The 14,603-nt window shown below is 37.9% G+C and carries 14 protein-coding genes; 5 read left to right on the forward strand and 9 right to left on the reverse strand.

Going from position 1 to position 14,603, the window contains the following annotated elements:
* Positions 1–102: 102 nt before the first annotated feature.
* Positions 103–1,491 (forward strand): serine hydrolase, encoded by a 1,389-nt coding sequence (locus tag JET18_RS18560; RefSeq protein WP_202093558.1) that lies wholly within the window; start codon positions 103–105, stop codon positions 1,489–1,491.
* Positions 1,492–1,583: 92 nt separating this feature from the next.
* Positions 1,584–2,453: an alpha/beta hydrolase gene (locus JET18_RS18565; protein WP_202093560.1), complete on the forward strand. Its 870-nt coding sequence runs from the start codon at positions 1,584–1,586 to the stop codon at positions 2,451–2,453.
* A 558-nt stretch (positions 2,454–3,011) separates the two neighbouring features.
* Here the strand turns inward: JET18_RS18565 and JET18_RS18570 are convergent.
* Together JET18_RS18570 and prfB are read right to left on the reverse strand one after the other, a co-directional pair.
* Entirely contained in the window at positions 3,012–3,707 is a 696-nt protein-coding gene (locus JET18_RS18570) for a DedA family protein (protein ID WP_202093562.1), read from the reverse strand.
* A gap of 87 nt (positions 3,708–3,794) precedes the next feature.
* Positions 3,795–4,907 carry a peptide chain release factor 2 gene (prfB, locus tag JET18_RS18575; protein WP_202094362.1) on the reverse strand — a complete coding sequence of 371 codons (1,113 nt, stop codon included), beginning with the start codon at positions 4,905–4,907 and terminating at the stop codon, positions 3,795–3,797.
* A gap of 303 nt (positions 4,908–5,210) precedes the next feature.
* Between prfB and JET18_RS18580 the strand changes: the two genes are divergently transcribed.
* Complete coding sequence (locus JET18_RS18580; RefSeq protein WP_202093564.1) at positions 5,211–5,354, forward strand: hypothetical protein; 144 nt, start codon at positions 5,211–5,213, stop codon at positions 5,352–5,354.
* Between the two features lie 221 nt (positions 5,355–5,575).
* On the opposite strand, the gene JET18_RS18585 is transcribed toward JET18_RS18580, so the two are convergent.
* The 3 genes from JET18_RS18585 to JET18_RS18595 form a co-directional block, all read right to left on the reverse strand.
* Positions 5,576–6,682 carry an NAD(P)/FAD-dependent oxidoreductase gene (locus JET18_RS18585; protein ID WP_202093566.1) on the reverse strand — a complete coding sequence of 369 codons (1,107 nt, stop codon included), beginning with the start codon at positions 6,680–6,682 and terminating at the stop codon, positions 5,576–5,578.
* Between the two features lie 227 nt (positions 6,683–6,909).
* Entirely contained in the window at positions 6,910–8,274 is a 1,365-nt protein-coding gene (locus tag JET18_RS18590; protein WP_202093568.1) for an ATP-binding protein, read from the reverse strand.
* Positions 8,275–8,460: 186 nt separating this feature from the next.
* Positions 8,461–9,456 carry an alpha/beta hydrolase gene (locus JET18_RS18595; RefSeq protein ID WP_202093570.1) on the reverse strand — a complete coding sequence of 332 codons (996 nt, stop codon included), beginning with the start codon at positions 9,454–9,456 and terminating at the stop codon, positions 8,461–8,463.
* A gap of 192 nt (positions 9,457–9,648) precedes the next feature.
* On the opposite strand from JET18_RS18595, the gene JET18_RS18600 reads away from it, so the two are divergent.
* Together JET18_RS18600 and JET18_RS18605 are read left to right on the forward strand one after the other, a co-directional pair.
* A complete protein-coding gene (locus tag JET18_RS18600; protein ID WP_202093572.1) occupies positions 9,649–10,560 on the forward strand; it encodes an ABC transporter ATP-binding protein in 912 nt (303 codons plus the stop codon).
* Positions 10,553–11,398, forward strand: coding sequence for an ABC transporter permease (locus JET18_RS18605; RefSeq protein WP_202093575.1), 846 nt, complete (start codon positions 10,553–10,555; stop codon positions 11,396–11,398). Before JET18_RS18600 ends, JET18_RS18605 begins: the two co-directional genes overlap by 8 nt.
* A 338-nt stretch (positions 11,399–11,736) precedes the next feature.
* Here the strand turns inward: JET18_RS18605 and msrB are convergent, their stop codons facing one another.
* The 4 genes from msrB to JET18_RS18625 all read right to left on the reverse strand — a co-directional run bounded on the left by msrB (position 11,737) and on the right by JET18_RS18625 (position 14,262).
* A complete protein-coding gene (gene msrB, locus JET18_RS18610) occupies positions 11,737–12,834 on the reverse strand; it encodes a peptide-methionine (R)-S-oxide reductase MsrB (protein WP_202093583.1) in 1,098 nt (365 codons plus the stop codon).
* Between the two features lie 56 nt (positions 12,835–12,890).
* Complete coding sequence (locus JET18_RS18615; RefSeq protein ID WP_202093585.1) at positions 12,891–13,340, reverse strand: DUF417 family protein; 450 nt, start codon at positions 13,338–13,340, stop codon at positions 12,891–12,893.
* Between the two features lie 80 nt (positions 13,341–13,420).
* Positions 13,421–13,693, reverse strand: a complete 273-nt coding sequence (locus JET18_RS18620; RefSeq protein ID WP_202093587.1) for a hypothetical protein — start codon at positions 13,691–13,693, stop codon at positions 13,421–13,423.
* Between the two features lie 17 nt (positions 13,694–13,710).
* A complete protein-coding gene (locus JET18_RS18625; RefSeq protein WP_202093589.1) occupies positions 13,711–14,262 on the reverse strand; it encodes a sigma-70 family RNA polymerase sigma factor in 552 nt (183 codons plus the stop codon).
* Positions 14,263–14,603 lie beyond the last annotated feature (341 nt).

The following is a 14,603-nucleotide window of genomic DNA, read 5'->3' on the forward strand; positions in this document are numbered from 1 at the left end:
TATTTGTTTCTGGATATTAATTTTAAATATTTTCTGATATTGAAGTGTTTATTTGAGAAAAACTCTGCTTACTTTTACCCTGTTTTTAAAAACAATAACACCATGCGCCGTAAATACTCTATTCTCTTTTTAGGAGGTATCACTTTTATATTCAGTACATTCTGTTCTTCTTTCAATGCTCAAAAGAAAACAGAATTTACCGGGGAAAAACTGGAAAGAAAAAAACAGGAGATAGACAGTATTATCAAAGCTTATGCAACCATTAATAAGTTCAATGGAACTGCTTTGGTTCATGATCAGAATAAAACCATTTTCGAAAAATCTTACGGCTGGCAGGATGCAGAAAAGAAAATCCTTAATCATAACAGCAGCATTTACCAGATTGCTTCTTTAACCAAATCTTTCACGGCCTTAACCATTGTAAAGCTTACAGAAGATGGAAAACTCTCCATAAAAGACCCCATTTCTAAATTTATTCCCGATTATCCGAGAGGCAGTGAAATAACGGTTGAGCATCTGCTTACCCACACTTCCGGAATTTATGAGCCTCTTCGAAATAAAGAATATGTCCGCCTTCTTCACACCGAAGAAAGCATCAGCCAGGCTAAGCAAATTTCTTTTTTCAAAGATGAGCCTCTGGATTTCGAACCGGGAACAAAGTTCTCGTACACCAATTCCGGATATATCCTGCTGGGAGCCATTATTGAAAAAATCACAGGTCTTTCGTATGAAAAGGCAGTAAGAAAAATCATTTTAAATCCGCTGAATATGAGTCATACAGGATTTGTTTATTCTTCACTGAAAAGCACGGACAAAACGGTTCCTTATGCATTCCTTTCAAAAACAAAACAGGAAAAAACAGAAATATGGAATCCAGAACTAACGGGTGCTGCCGGGCAGATTTACAGTTCTGCCGAAGACCTTTATAAATATTATGAAGGAATCAGAGACTATAAAATTGTTTCGAAAGAAGCCTTTAAAAAAGCAACGACACCTTTCCTGAGTGGTTACGGTTACGGCTGGTTCATTGATGATCTTTACGGAAAAAAAGTGATCAATCACGGAGGAAATATTGAAGGAGCTACAAGCTATCTGGCTATGATTCCTGAAGATGATATTTGTATTATACTGCTTAATAACATCACCAGTAAAAAACTGGAAAAAGCCGGAAATACTATTCTCGCTGCTCTTTTAAATAAGCCGTATCAGCTTCCTAAGCCCAAAAAAGAGATCGTTCTTGACAGTCTGATCCTAAAAAAATATACGGGTAATTATCAACTTTCGGAAGATGATGTGATTCACGTTACGTTTGAAAACGGACAACTATTCTTTCAAAACAACAAGGGACCGGTTTTAAGAATACTTCCGGAAAAAGAAAATTCGTTCTTTATTTTTGATGATGATACGGAAATTACATTTTCCAAAGACGATGGGAAAGAAATAATCCAGGTGAAAAACGGACTTTCCAGCAAGACAGCAGAAAAGCTGTAAATACTTTTTAACGGTTGAGTAAAAGTTTTATGCTCTTCTAAAAATCATAGTTTTCCGTTCTATCTGCCAATTTTTTTCAGTATTTTTAAGGTATGAAAAAGCTTGTCCTCAGATACCATTTTTTCATTGTAGGATGCCTCAGTTTCCTGCTGCAGTCATGCAATACAAAATTCAAAGTTTGGGTGGGTACGGGCGGCCAGCAGAAAATTTACAACTTAAAATACGGAGAACATAAAAGACAGAAAATGGATGTTTTTCTTCCATTGGACTATGCCCAAGATGCTCCTGTTCTGCTGATTGTTCATGGCGGCGCATGGACACTCGGAAAAAAGGAACATATGATCCAGGTTCAGAAAATGCTTTTCGAACATAAGATTCCAAGCATTAATATGAACTACAGGCTGGTTTCTAAAAATAAACAAATTACTTATAAACAACAGCTTGAAGACATCGGAGCAGCTATTGAAAAATTCAATTCCCTGGCTGAAAAAGCGGAACTTCAGCCTAACAATTATATTCTTCTGGGAGAAAGTGCCGGAGGACATCTTGCCCTGCTTTACGGATACAGACATCCTGAACAGATCCGGAAAATTATTTCTATGAGCGGCCCTACAGATTTCTACAGCCCGGAATACCTCAATTCATTTTACTCAAAATATACTTCCCCGACTTTCCAGAAAGTGGTAGGAACGAAATTTGACCGGAAAAGTATAGCTGAAGCTTTCAAAGAAGCAAGCCCGATCGCCAATATTTCCAATGTTCCTACATTGCTTTTTCAGGGAAACAATGATTTTCTGGTAAACCAGCATCAGGGTCTTGCCATGGATTCTGCACTCACCCGGCTGAATGTACCCCACAAACTTATCTTTATGAAAAGAACCGGCCATGTTCCGAGGTTTTTCAGCAAAGTAAAAAGGGACAGCATTATTTATCCGAATATTCTGGAATGGATTAAAAAGTAAGTTACTTTTTACAAGGATAAGTATTTTAAAGTTCTAAAAATATAGAATTATTAAAACGCAAAGTTTCCATTTGATACATACTTGATTTAAGTGAAGCAAAGAATCTGACTTCGTCAGTGATTAAGCCGTATGGCCAAAGCATCCGTTTCATCGGATTAATCAAAGATTGATTCTGTCTTCGCATCTTTAAAATATGCAATATTAAAATGGAAACGTTAAAATATATATTTTTTTTTCACGCAAAGAAAAACAAAGGATTGATTTAATTTCTTTACAATAAGATAAACAAAGGCGTTTCACTTATTTCCGAAATACAAGGGTTCCAGCGCTGAATTTTTGTTTCACTCTGTTTCAATAGAAAAGAACTCGTTGAACTTTGGTATTGTTTTACTTTTTTAAATGAAATGCCTTTGTTTATCTTTACTAAACCAGCTTCACTTCAAAAAACCTTTGTTTACCCTTGCGATTATTGAGCCTGAACTTTGTTTTGATAGAATTTATGTAAATAAAAAAGGCTGCCCTGTAGAGCAACCTTGATATGTGTATTGAGATTATTTATTATTCAAAATCTTTGTCTTCAAATTTTGAAAGGTCTTCTTTCTTCCCAAAAACAAATTTAATGATCACCGGAAGCGTTGTTACCAAAACAATGATAATGATGATCAGCTCCAGCTTCTCTTTTAAGTTGATGCCAAACTGCTCCTGGAAAAGTTTGTCCAGATAATGTCCTGCAAAGATCAGAATGAACGACCAAAGAACAGCTCCAATGATATTGTCTCTTAAAAACTCTTTTTTGTCCATTTTTACAATTCCTGCCACAATAGGCGTAAAAGTTCTTACTACCGGTAAGAATCTTGCCATAATAATCGCCAGGGCACCGTGTTTTTCAAAAAAGTCATGAGCCTGATAAAGATATTTCTTTTTAAAAAGCATGGTATCTTTCTTTTTGTATAAAGCAGGTCCTGCTTTTACCCCAAAGTAATACCCTACTTCATTTCCTATAATGGCAGCCAATGCAACACTGGAAGCCAGAATAGTAGTATCCAGAAAATCGCTCCCTGTGGAGCCTATAGTCTCTTTGATGATTTCAACGGCATAAATTCCTGACACGAACAGTAATGAATCTCCAGGTAAGAAAAACCCTACAAAAAGACCTGTTTCGGCAAAAACAATAAATAAAATAAGCCAGAACCCACCCATTTTAATATAAAACTCGGGGTTCAGTAAATCTCTCCAGCTATTGAAATCTTCCATATATAACGATTAGCAACAAAAATAGGGGTAAAAAGTCTGAAACAAAAATTAATTATAAGATTTTAACTAAAATACAGACATGATATTTTACAAGTCCAGATCATCATCTGAAACCGCAGTCCCATCGGCCATCAGAAAGGCTTTCAGGAATGGCGTGATATTTCCGTTCATCACGGAATCCACATCTGATGTTTCATGAGCTGAACGGACATCTTTTACGAGCTTATACGGATGCATCACATAGTTTCTGATCTGGCTTCCCCACTCTATTTTCATCTTGTTGGCTTCAATCTCGGTTCTTGCTTTCATACGGGCTTCAAGCTCCATTTCATAAAGTCTGGAACGAAGGAGCTGCATGGCTTTTTCTTTATTCTGAAGCTGGGAACGGGATTCGGAGTTTTCAATGATAATTCCGGTTGGTGCGTGACGAAGACGTACGGCAGTTTCTACCTTGTTGACGTTCTGACCTCCGGCTCCTGAAGATCTCATGGTTTCAAATGAAATATCGGCAGGATTGATGTTGATTTCAATGGTATCATCCACCAAAGGATAAACGTATACCGAAACAAAACTTGTGTGGCGTTTTGCATTGCTGTCAAAAGGAGAAATCCTTACTAATCTGTGCACGCCATTCTCACCTTTCAGATATCCGAAGGCATATTCGCCATCGATCTCAAGAGTAACGGTCTTTACTCCGGCGACTTCACCTTCCTGATAGTTGAGTTCACGGATCTTGTAGCCCTGCTTTTCCGCCCACATGGTATACATTCTCATCAGCATTGATGCCCAGTCACAACTTTCCGTACCTCCTGCTCCCGCTGTGATCTGAAGAACCGCAGAAAGCTCATCCCCTTCATTGGAAAGCATATTTTTGAACTCAAGGTCTTCTATTTTTTCTACAAGCTTTGGAAATGTCTCATCCAGCTCTTTTTCAGAGTCGGGATCTTCGCGGGCAAATTCTGCCAGCACCTGAAGGTCTTCAAACTGGGTATTGATTTCCTCATAATCTTCCACCCATCTCTTTTTCGAACGGAGCTGTTTCAGAAATACTTCTGCCTCTTTGGGATTGTCCCAAAATTCAGGAGCAGCGGTTTTTTCATCATCATTCGCTATTTCGATCTTCTTTTTTTCAATCTGAAGGTATTTATGTAAGTCGCCGATTCTGGCCTGAACTTCTCTTATCTGGTCGTTGTTGATCACGAATTTTTTTATTTTATACAAAAATACGGAATTTTTCGGGTTTGAGTACTTGGGGGGGGTGAGTGTTTTAGGGTAGGAGAGTTTTTTGAGCTCCGAGGTTCGGGTTGCTGGTTTTCTGGTTGCGAGTTGCGGGTTGAGTGGGAGAGTTTTAGAATTTTAGGATGTCATCCAGAAATATTTAATAAAAGACAAACATCCAGTGGCTGACATATACCTCGGTGGAGGCACTCGAAGCCAACATTAGCACATCCCACATCTGATGTCTGAAATTTTCTATATTTATAATCTTAAAAATTTTGTTGGATGGATATCAACTACATGAATATTTTAATTAATGAGCGGAAAGCGTATTTTGTGGAATTAAAAAAGCTCATTGCATCTATGAATTTAGTTCGTGGAATGGATAAGGACCAATATGTTCCCATGGCTGAGGCACTACTTCAGTAATTGGAGAAGGGTAGCTCCAAAGAAAAACTGAACCAGATTATTCAATCACAATTATGTGCATATGGACTTTTTTCCTATGAATTTGATTCAGAAAAGATCACCGGGGAGATTATCCACTGGTGGGAAAACAAATAATAAAATGTGCTTTTCATAACCAGAAAACCTCACATCACGCATCCCATAACCCGAACCCTTGAATCTCGCAACCCGAACCCCACACCTCAAACCATCCCGGCCATCATCTCCCCTATTTTCGGGGCCAGTGCCACACCCATTCCAGAGAGTCTTACAGCACAGAACTGTCTGTTTGAAAGCTGCTTTACAATAGGTGTTTTTTCAGATCCCATAGCCATGATTCCTGACCAGCGAAAGGCAATTTTCACTTCCTGATCCGGGAGAATTACTTCTTTTAAAAATGCTTCCAGATGATTCTGGAGAAATTCTGTAGTTTCAAAGGAGGTGGTTTCTTCGGTTTTAAAATCCTGATTCCGCCCGCCACCCAAAAGAATCCTGTTTCCAAGATTTCTGAAATAGTAAAAGCCTTCGTCGTAGTGGAAAGTTCCTTTAAGCTTTAAATTCCCGATCGGTTCTGTTAAAAGAATCTGTCCCCGGGCCGGTATAATTTCTTCTTTTTCAAGGAATTTTGAACTGAAAGCATTGGTACAGTAAATAATCTTATCCGCCTTTACAGAAAGCGTTTTCGAAAGATGAATATTAACCTCATCAGCATTTTCATCAATACTTTTCACTTCTGTTCCGAAAAGAAACTCAACTTTCAGTTCATAACATTTTTCCAAAAGCTTTTGCAGTAGTTTTCCGGAATGCAGACTTCCTTCGCATGGATTTTCAATCAGAAATTCAGATTTTCCGAGACCAAATTCTTTGATCTTCCCCTGATTCAGAACGTAGGTTTTATCGAGACCGGTTATCGTTTTCAGTTTTTCATTAACGATATCCAGCTGCTGTAGGGGTTCATCATTATTTAAAATTTCATAGCCTCCGGTCAGATCGAAATCTATATCATCATTGTTAAAATACTGTCTGATTTTCCGGAGTCCTTCGAACCTCATCTTCACCAGTTCCAGAGTCTTTTCCCAGCCCATTTTCTGAGCATCTGCAATGACTTCCGTAAGGCTTCCAAAACAGGCAAATCCTGCATTTCTCGTTGAAGCTCCCAGCGGAACCGGACTTCTTTCGATTATTAAAACAGATTTTTCGGGATATTGTTCCTTAATAGACACAGCAGTCCACAGCCCGGAAAATCCGGCCCCGATAATAACGATGTCTCTTTTCCTGTAGAAGGTTTCCAGTTCCCAGATGCTTTTCATAAGTAATAAGTAATAAGTAATAAGTAATGAGTAATTTTTGTGGTATGATTTAGTTTAGGATGGCAGATTTCAGATGTGGGATGTGCTAGTGGTGGCTTCGGGAGCCTCAGCCACCGGGTGTTTGTCGCTTATTCAATATTTCTGGATGACATCCTAAAATTCTAAAACTCTCAAACCCGAACCCCGAAACTCTAAAACTCTCCTACCCTAAAACTCTCCAACCCACATCACCCCTGCGCTCCGCCATCACCCTCTTCCCCATTATGCTGAAATCCGATGGCTCTTCTTGGTTCCTCGACTGCTTTATAGGTATCGAGTTCTTTTTTCAGGGCCTGAATTCTGAACCTGAATTCGTCAAAATTATTGATAATAGCATCTGCCAGGAATCTTGCTACCTGTTCCAGATATTCTTCAGTAAGTTTTCCGGCTGCGTCTCTTAGAGCAGCATTCAGAAGACCCTGATCAATTTTAAGGTTTTCATTTTTGGTTCTCTGGTATTGATTTTTCAGGCGTTTTTTAAGACTTTGGGTAAAATCAATCAGCATGGTATTGCTGAATGCTTTCATTCTGGATGAAATCTCATGCCAGAACGGAACTTTATCGGCTTTGTTCTTTTTAATGATTTTGTAGAGGAGCGAATCTTCTTCCAGCCCTCTGGTCATCGCATACAGAATAATTTCTGAGCGTTCTGCGGCATTCGGCGGAAAGACCGGGATCATCACATCAAATCTTCCCGGAGCGAGAATTTCCTCATCGATCTCGGAAACGGAGTTGGCGGAACCTACCATCAACAGCTCTTCTTTTTCAAATTTCCCGATATAATGGAGCACCAGTTCCTGGGTTTCCAGATTACAGGAAGCCACATCGGTTTCAGCTCTTCTTTCCATCATAATCTCATCAAAATCATCAAGGAAAAGCAGTACTTTTTCTTCTTTCATCATGCTGAGCAGAAAATCATTGAAATTGGTTTTATTCCCGTCTACAAAAGAGGTTCCAAGGTAATGTTTTTTAACTTCTTTAAAGTGATATCCGATAATTTCAGCAATTTTGGTTGCCCAGAATATTTTTCCGCTTCCCGGAGGTCCGTATAAGATGATTCCTGCGGGTTTATGAATTCCCCAGTCTTTGATCTGCTGGGGATTCAGGAAGGGTTCCAAAGCGGATGATATATAAAAGAAAAGATCTCTGTAGCCAATAAAATCGCGATGCATCAGACTGGTTTTATGGCCAAAATAATCATAGACAAACTGGTAATTTCCACCTAATTTATTATCGATTCCATAACTGGAAATTGACGAACGGAAAAAACCATTATCAAAAATATTGGGATTGTCCTCTTTTATAGCTTCTTCTACTTTTTCTTTAGGCTGATTGATCACCTCGGCGATCTGTTCCAGGGTTTTATTTTTGTCCAGATCTTTTTCATAAAGCTTTAAAAAATCCAGATTTTCACGGGCAAATTTCTCGAAATCTTCCTTCACTTCAAAGTTCGTGCTGATGCAGACACCCAGTTCAAGATCAAAATCCTGGATAAATTGTTTAATAGCTTCTGCCGAAACATTAAGCTCCTTTGCTAATTCAATTAACTTCATAAACAAACGATTAATTCTATCAAATTTAAATATTTTAATTTTGAAAATCTATTGATGTATGTTAAAATAAATGAAGTTGTAAGGAAGCCCAAGGCTGGAAGAAGGAAGTTATTAAGGCCGAAAAGAGCATCTGCAGCACTCATTCACCCCAAAACCCGAATCCAGAAACCCGCACCAAAGTATTTTTTATTTCCCAGAAACTTTTTCTACCATCTGATTCACGGCATCTTCAATAATCTTCGGCTGATCCTGATTGATATAATGACCACTCGTTGGCAGCACGATCTGCTTGCTGTCTGTAGATAGATTTAACAGGTCTTTCTGCATTTTCGCCCAGGCTCCAAGCATTTCGGTTTTTGTTTTTTCATCTTTAATGAAATTGTCATACCTCGTTTTATCTCCTGCTGTAAGGACGTACAATGGAACTGAACCAAAGGAATTGATAGCCGCAGCCTCCTTTTTCATGGATTTCATGTGATCCTGTTCCTCCAGCGTGGCATCAGCACTTTTGTAAAGCAGTGCCGGCATGATGGTATTCTGATATTTGTACTGAGGCTCTGCGGGAAACATATTTTTAAACATAAGTCTTGCCGCTCCAAAGGTATTCGCAAACTTCAGGAATCCCCCAGGCAGACCCTGATTGACCATTTTATACAGTTCAGGGGACAGGTATTGATCATCCGCCGGATACTGGCTGTCTACCAATATCACTCCGGCCACGTCCTGAGGATATTTTTTAACAAAAAAGCGGGTAAGCATGCCTCCAAAAGAATGTCCGACCAAAATATACGGTTTGGGAGCGTTTGATTTTTCCAGAAGGGCATGAAGCTCTTCGGCTATTTTATCTCCTGATTTGGGATTTTTTCCTCTTTCGCTCCAGAGAATTCCGGACCTGTCATAGGAAAATGTAGTATAAGTTTTGGGAAGGTTCTTCTGAATATGATACCACTGCAAATGCCCGGCGGGATCAAAAGCGGTTTCAAAAACTACGGTTGGGCCGCCTGTTCCTTCTTTCAGATAGTGCATCCTGTGTTGGTCAACTTCTGCAAACTGACCGTCAGCCTTCATCTGTTCTGCCTTTGCTCTTGATATTTTCTCAAAAACAAATCCTGTAATAAGCAGCAGCACGAAGATCAGAAAAAGCAGCATGCCTAATCTTTTGATCCATTTTAAAATTTTCATAGTTATATTGTTTAATGATGTTTTGCTAATGAGTATTCTTTCTTTAAAAATAGTTACATGTATAAAACAATGATTGTCTGAATCTTGTTACATCAGGCATCAGAAAAATTTACTTCACTTTCTCTGAAAAAAATGACAGGATTTGTAACAATATGAATTTTACATAGACTACTACTATGTAAAACAAATTACATGGAAAAAATTTTGTCAGTAAAGAATTTAACTAAAAAATTCAAAAGAACTGTAGTCAATAATATTTCCTTTGATGTGGAAAAAGGAAATGTTTATGGTCTGTTAGGGCCTAACGGAAGTGGAAAATCCACAACTTTCGGGATGCTGCTGTCTACCATTAACCCAACCAGCGGCGATTGGTACTGGTTTGGAAAAAAAGGAACGGATCCGGATACCCTGAAAAAGATAGGGGCTATTATTGAACAGCCTAATTTTTATCCTTATCTCGATGCTGAAACCAATCTTAAGATCGTCGCCGAGATTAAAGAAACGCCTTACACAAGGATCGATGAAGTTTTGAAGACCGTCGGTCTTTTTGACAGAAAAAAAGATACTTTCAAAACCTATTCCCTGGGGATGAAGCAGCGTTTATCCATAGCTTCGGCCATGCTGAACAATCCTGAGGTGATGATCCTTGATGAACCTACCAACGGTCTGGATCCTGAAGGAATTATCCAGATCAGGGAAATTATCAGCAATATTGCGAAACAGGGCATTACCATTATCATTGCCAGCCACCTGCTGGATGAGATTGAAAAAATCTGCAGCCACGTTATTGTTTTAAAGGAAGGGAATTCCATTTATTGCGGACGAGTGGATGAAATGACCGCCAATAACGGATATTTTGAATTAAAAGCAGACAACAATACTTTGCTTTTAAGTGCTTTGGAAGAGCTTCAATGGTTTACTTCCGTGAAATCCGAAGGCGAGATCATCAAAGCACAGATCCGGGAAGATGCCTCTATATCTGCTTCAGCTTTGAATCAGAAGCTTGCTGAAAAGGGAATTTATCTTTCTCATTTGACGAAGAAAAAGCTTTCTCTTGAAACTCAATTCCTTGAACTTGTAAAAAACACAAACGATCATGCTTAAATTATTAAAACTTGAATATTACAAAAATCTGAATTACCAACCGTTCAAGGTTTTCAGTATTTTATATTTTGCTATTCTCATCGCTCTTCTTTTCATTGGCCTGGTAGATCTGAATGTATTTGGAGCTACCATCAATTTAAAGGAACAGGGTATTTATAATTTTCCGGAAATCTGGAATTTCACGACCTGGATCGTAGCCCTGCTGAAAATTTTCCTGGGACTGATTATTGTTTTCTCCATCTCTCAGGAGTTTACCAACAGAATGTTTAAGCAAAACACCATCGACGGATTAAGCAGAAAGGAATTTATAGCTTCAAAACTATTAACCATTACGATATTTACGGCTGTTTCCACATTGATTGTGTTTGTGATCACTATGTTTTTGGGACATCAGTATTCCAAAGTCACAGATTCTTCTAAAATGTATGCCGAGATTTATTATATCGGAAATTACTTTGTGAAGCTGTTCACATTCTTTTCTTTCCTGATGTTCATTTCCGTATTGCTGAGAAAATCCATGTTTGTATTTCTTGGTTTCTTTGTATACTGGGTTGTTGAAAAGATTCTGACAGGTATAGAAACCTTCCAGAGATTATCCGGAATACAGGACGCCCAAAGAAAAGCAGTCCTTGAACATGACTTTTTTGTGACCAGCCTTCTCCCTTTGGAAAGCATGTCCAATTTAATTCCCAATCCGTTAATGCGGTTGGATATGATCAAAGTGATGGGCGTGAAATATACCGTCAATTATCCTACAGAAAGCATGTTCGCATGTATCATCTGGAGCGTGATCTTTATTGCAGGTTCATACTGGATTCTGAGAAAAAGGGATTGGTAGAGGTTTTTGAAAGATTTAAAAATTGAAAGATTTAATTAATTTAAAAATAAAGTGGTCCTGTGGATCACTTTTTTTGTTTTTAATAAAATAAGCACAAACATCTGCGTCATCCGCGAGATCTGCGGGAGATTTTTAATCTTATTATTGAATCAATTATATATTTTACTTTGTTGGACAATCGCAATGGCGCAAAGTTTTTCATTATTAAAATTGTTTTAAGGCGCGAGAAAATCAAAGATTTTCAGCTATCCTTTACTTCAAAATATATAATGACACCAGATTTTTGATTGTTGTTGATGAATAAAAAAAGACCGCTTTTCAGCGGTCTCTTCTTCATATTACTTTTTATCCAGCAGGGAGATATAGTCTCCGTAGCCTTTTTTCTCCATTTCAGCTTTGGGAATAAACTTCAGGGAAGCACTGTTGATACAGTACCGAAGTCCTCCTTTATCTTCAGGACCGTCTGTGAAAACGTGACCCAGGTGGGCATCTCCAGTTTTACTTCTTACTTCCACCCTTATCATTCCAGCAGATTTATCCATTTTCTCATCGATCAGTTTTTTCGTGATCGGTTTTGAAAAACTTGGCCATCCGCATCCGGATTCAAATTTATCTGTCGAAATAAATAATGGTTCTCCTGTGGTAACATCTACGTAGATTCCTTCCCGTGTTTCGTTCCAGTATTCATTTTGGAAGGGTCTTTCCGTGGCGTTTTCCTGAGTTACATTATACTGTTCTGCAGTCAGTTTTTCTTTTAAAGCTTTTTTGTCCTGCTTCTGGTATTTTACTTTCGGAAGCGGATTGGCATTTTTAGCCATTTCAAAAAGTCCCGGTTCGATATGACAGTAGCCACCCGGATTTTTATCCAGATACTCCTGGTGGTAATCTTCCGCTTTATAGAAGTTTTTCAACGCGATCGTTTCTACCACCACAGGCTTGGAGTAATTCTTAGCCAGTTTCAGCACCTCATTTTTCACAAGTGTTTCATCTGCTTTGTTGGTGAAATAGATTCCCGTTCTGTACTGATTTCCTCTGTCGTTGCCCTGTTTATCAAGACTTGTAGGGTCTATTGTTTTAAAATAAAGATCAATTAATAATTTCAGATCAACCTGTTCAGGATCGTATTTTACTTTTACGGTTTCTGCAAAACCTGTGGTATGGCTCACAACCTCTTCATAAGTAGGATTTTGGGTATTCCCGTTGGCATAGCCTACTTCAGTTCCCACCACACCACGGATCTGTTGGAAAAAGTGTTCCGTACCCCAAAAACATCCGCCTGCAAAATAGATTTCTCTGACATTTTTATTATCCATAATTTCCTGATTTTCTTTTTCTTTTGTTAATTCTTTCGGCTTATTTTTCTTAAAAAGCCCTGATCCGGCAGCAAAAACTGCGATACCCAGAATAATTCCGAGTACGATAAATATATTTTTCATTTTTCTCTTTTTATTCATTACTTTTTTATTGAACTTATTTAAATATCAATCTATTTTTAAACAGATTTGTTTTGTATGATCATCAATCCGAATCCCAATAGCATCAGGTCTTTCAGAATAAAAAAATCTGTGACAGGAACTCCATCCACTATTTTCCATACTCCGGGAGTTGTGAAAAGGTAGCTCAGCGTTACCAGAAATGCCATGATCATCCCGATTCCGGCAAACTTCCTTAATGATGCAAATTTCGCACTAAATATCAGCAGTAATGCAATGATAATTTCTATCACTCCGATAGCATTTGACACCGTCTGGACACTTGCTGTTTTATATACGAAAAAAGTCAGAAAATGGTTTTCTACCAATGGTTTTATCGCGGCAGCTTCTGTTGGGGTAAACTTAAATATTCCAATCCAGAGCAAAATAAGTGCAGCTCCGAAAAGCGAAATATAATATCCCGTTTTGTATGTCTTTGATTCGACGTTAAGTGTTGATGTTCCTTTCATGTTGTTAAGATTTTGAATGATACTTTATTATTTTCAAAAGTATAGTCGGAACAGTTTCAAAATCCTGACAGAAATTTCTTCTAAATATCTAATTTTTCTAAAACCTTACTTTTAAAGTTCTGAATATCAACATCATTAATTTCTGTTTTTTCGTTGCGGGAAAGTTTCCGTTTCAGAATATCATCCAGTATTTTGAGCTTTTCTTCATAGGCTCTGCACCATTTGCAGATTTTCAGGTGCATGGAAAGCTGCCAGTCTTCCTTCCGGGAGATGGCTTTTGCATTCCTTTTTTCCATCAGCATCGTTGCTTTACTGCATGGCAGGAACAAAATATGAATAAATTTCCTCAACATTTTTTATGATACGGTTATTAGTTGGCAAACCAGTTATTATCTAAGCATTCCCTCAGCTGCATTCTGCTTCGCTGAAGGATCTTCCATAGATTAGTCGCAGAGATCTGCAATTCCTGACTCACTTCCGGTGCTTTTTTTTCCTGAAGATAATACATTTTCACTGGAATCTTCCATCTGGCGGGCAGATCCTCAAGGCATTCTTCCAGGGTTTTATTAAAATCTTTATTGTCTAAAAGTTCAGAATTTACCTCTGAAACATTCCAGTCATTCAAAACACCATCATTTTTCCAGGAACCTGTTTCATCAAAAAAATGATCCAGCCTGATCTGCGGTTCCGATTTATATTTTTTCCGGTAAAAATCAGCAGCCTTTCTGTTTAAAATAGCTGTCAACCAGGTATACGGCTGGCTTTTTCCTTCAAAAGAATCATAGGACGAAAATGCGGCTAAGAAAACATCCTGCACCATATCTTCCGCTTCTACTCTATCTGAAAGCAGATAAGCCGCTCTTTTCAGAAGAGGCCCCGAATACTGCTCTACCCAGCTTTTCAGCACTTCATTTTTCGTCATTCCTTATTGTTTAATATTATAAAAACTATGAATTCCATAAAATAGATTCCTTTATCATGCAAAGTCTTTATCTTAATATTAAAACGAATATAAAAAGTTAAATGATAATATACAAAAATTTAAATAAAATTGCTTCTTACCTGTGATGGATATATGCTAAAATATTGTAGATTTAAAGTAATAGCCTATAATGATACACTCACAAAACCCTATAGGTTTTAAAAACCTATAAGGTTTATATAGAACAATAATTAAACCTCAACTTTAAGATTATTTCGTCGCACATGATCTATGCAGAATTATTGTTGGATTAACGCTAGGACGCAAAGATTATTTACAAA

It is taken from the genome of Chryseobacterium endalhagicum, assembly GCF_016745235.1.
Taxonomy (GTDB): domain Bacteria; phylum Bacteroidota; class Bacteroidia; order Flavobacteriales; family Weeksellaceae; genus Chryseobacterium; species Chryseobacterium endalhagicum.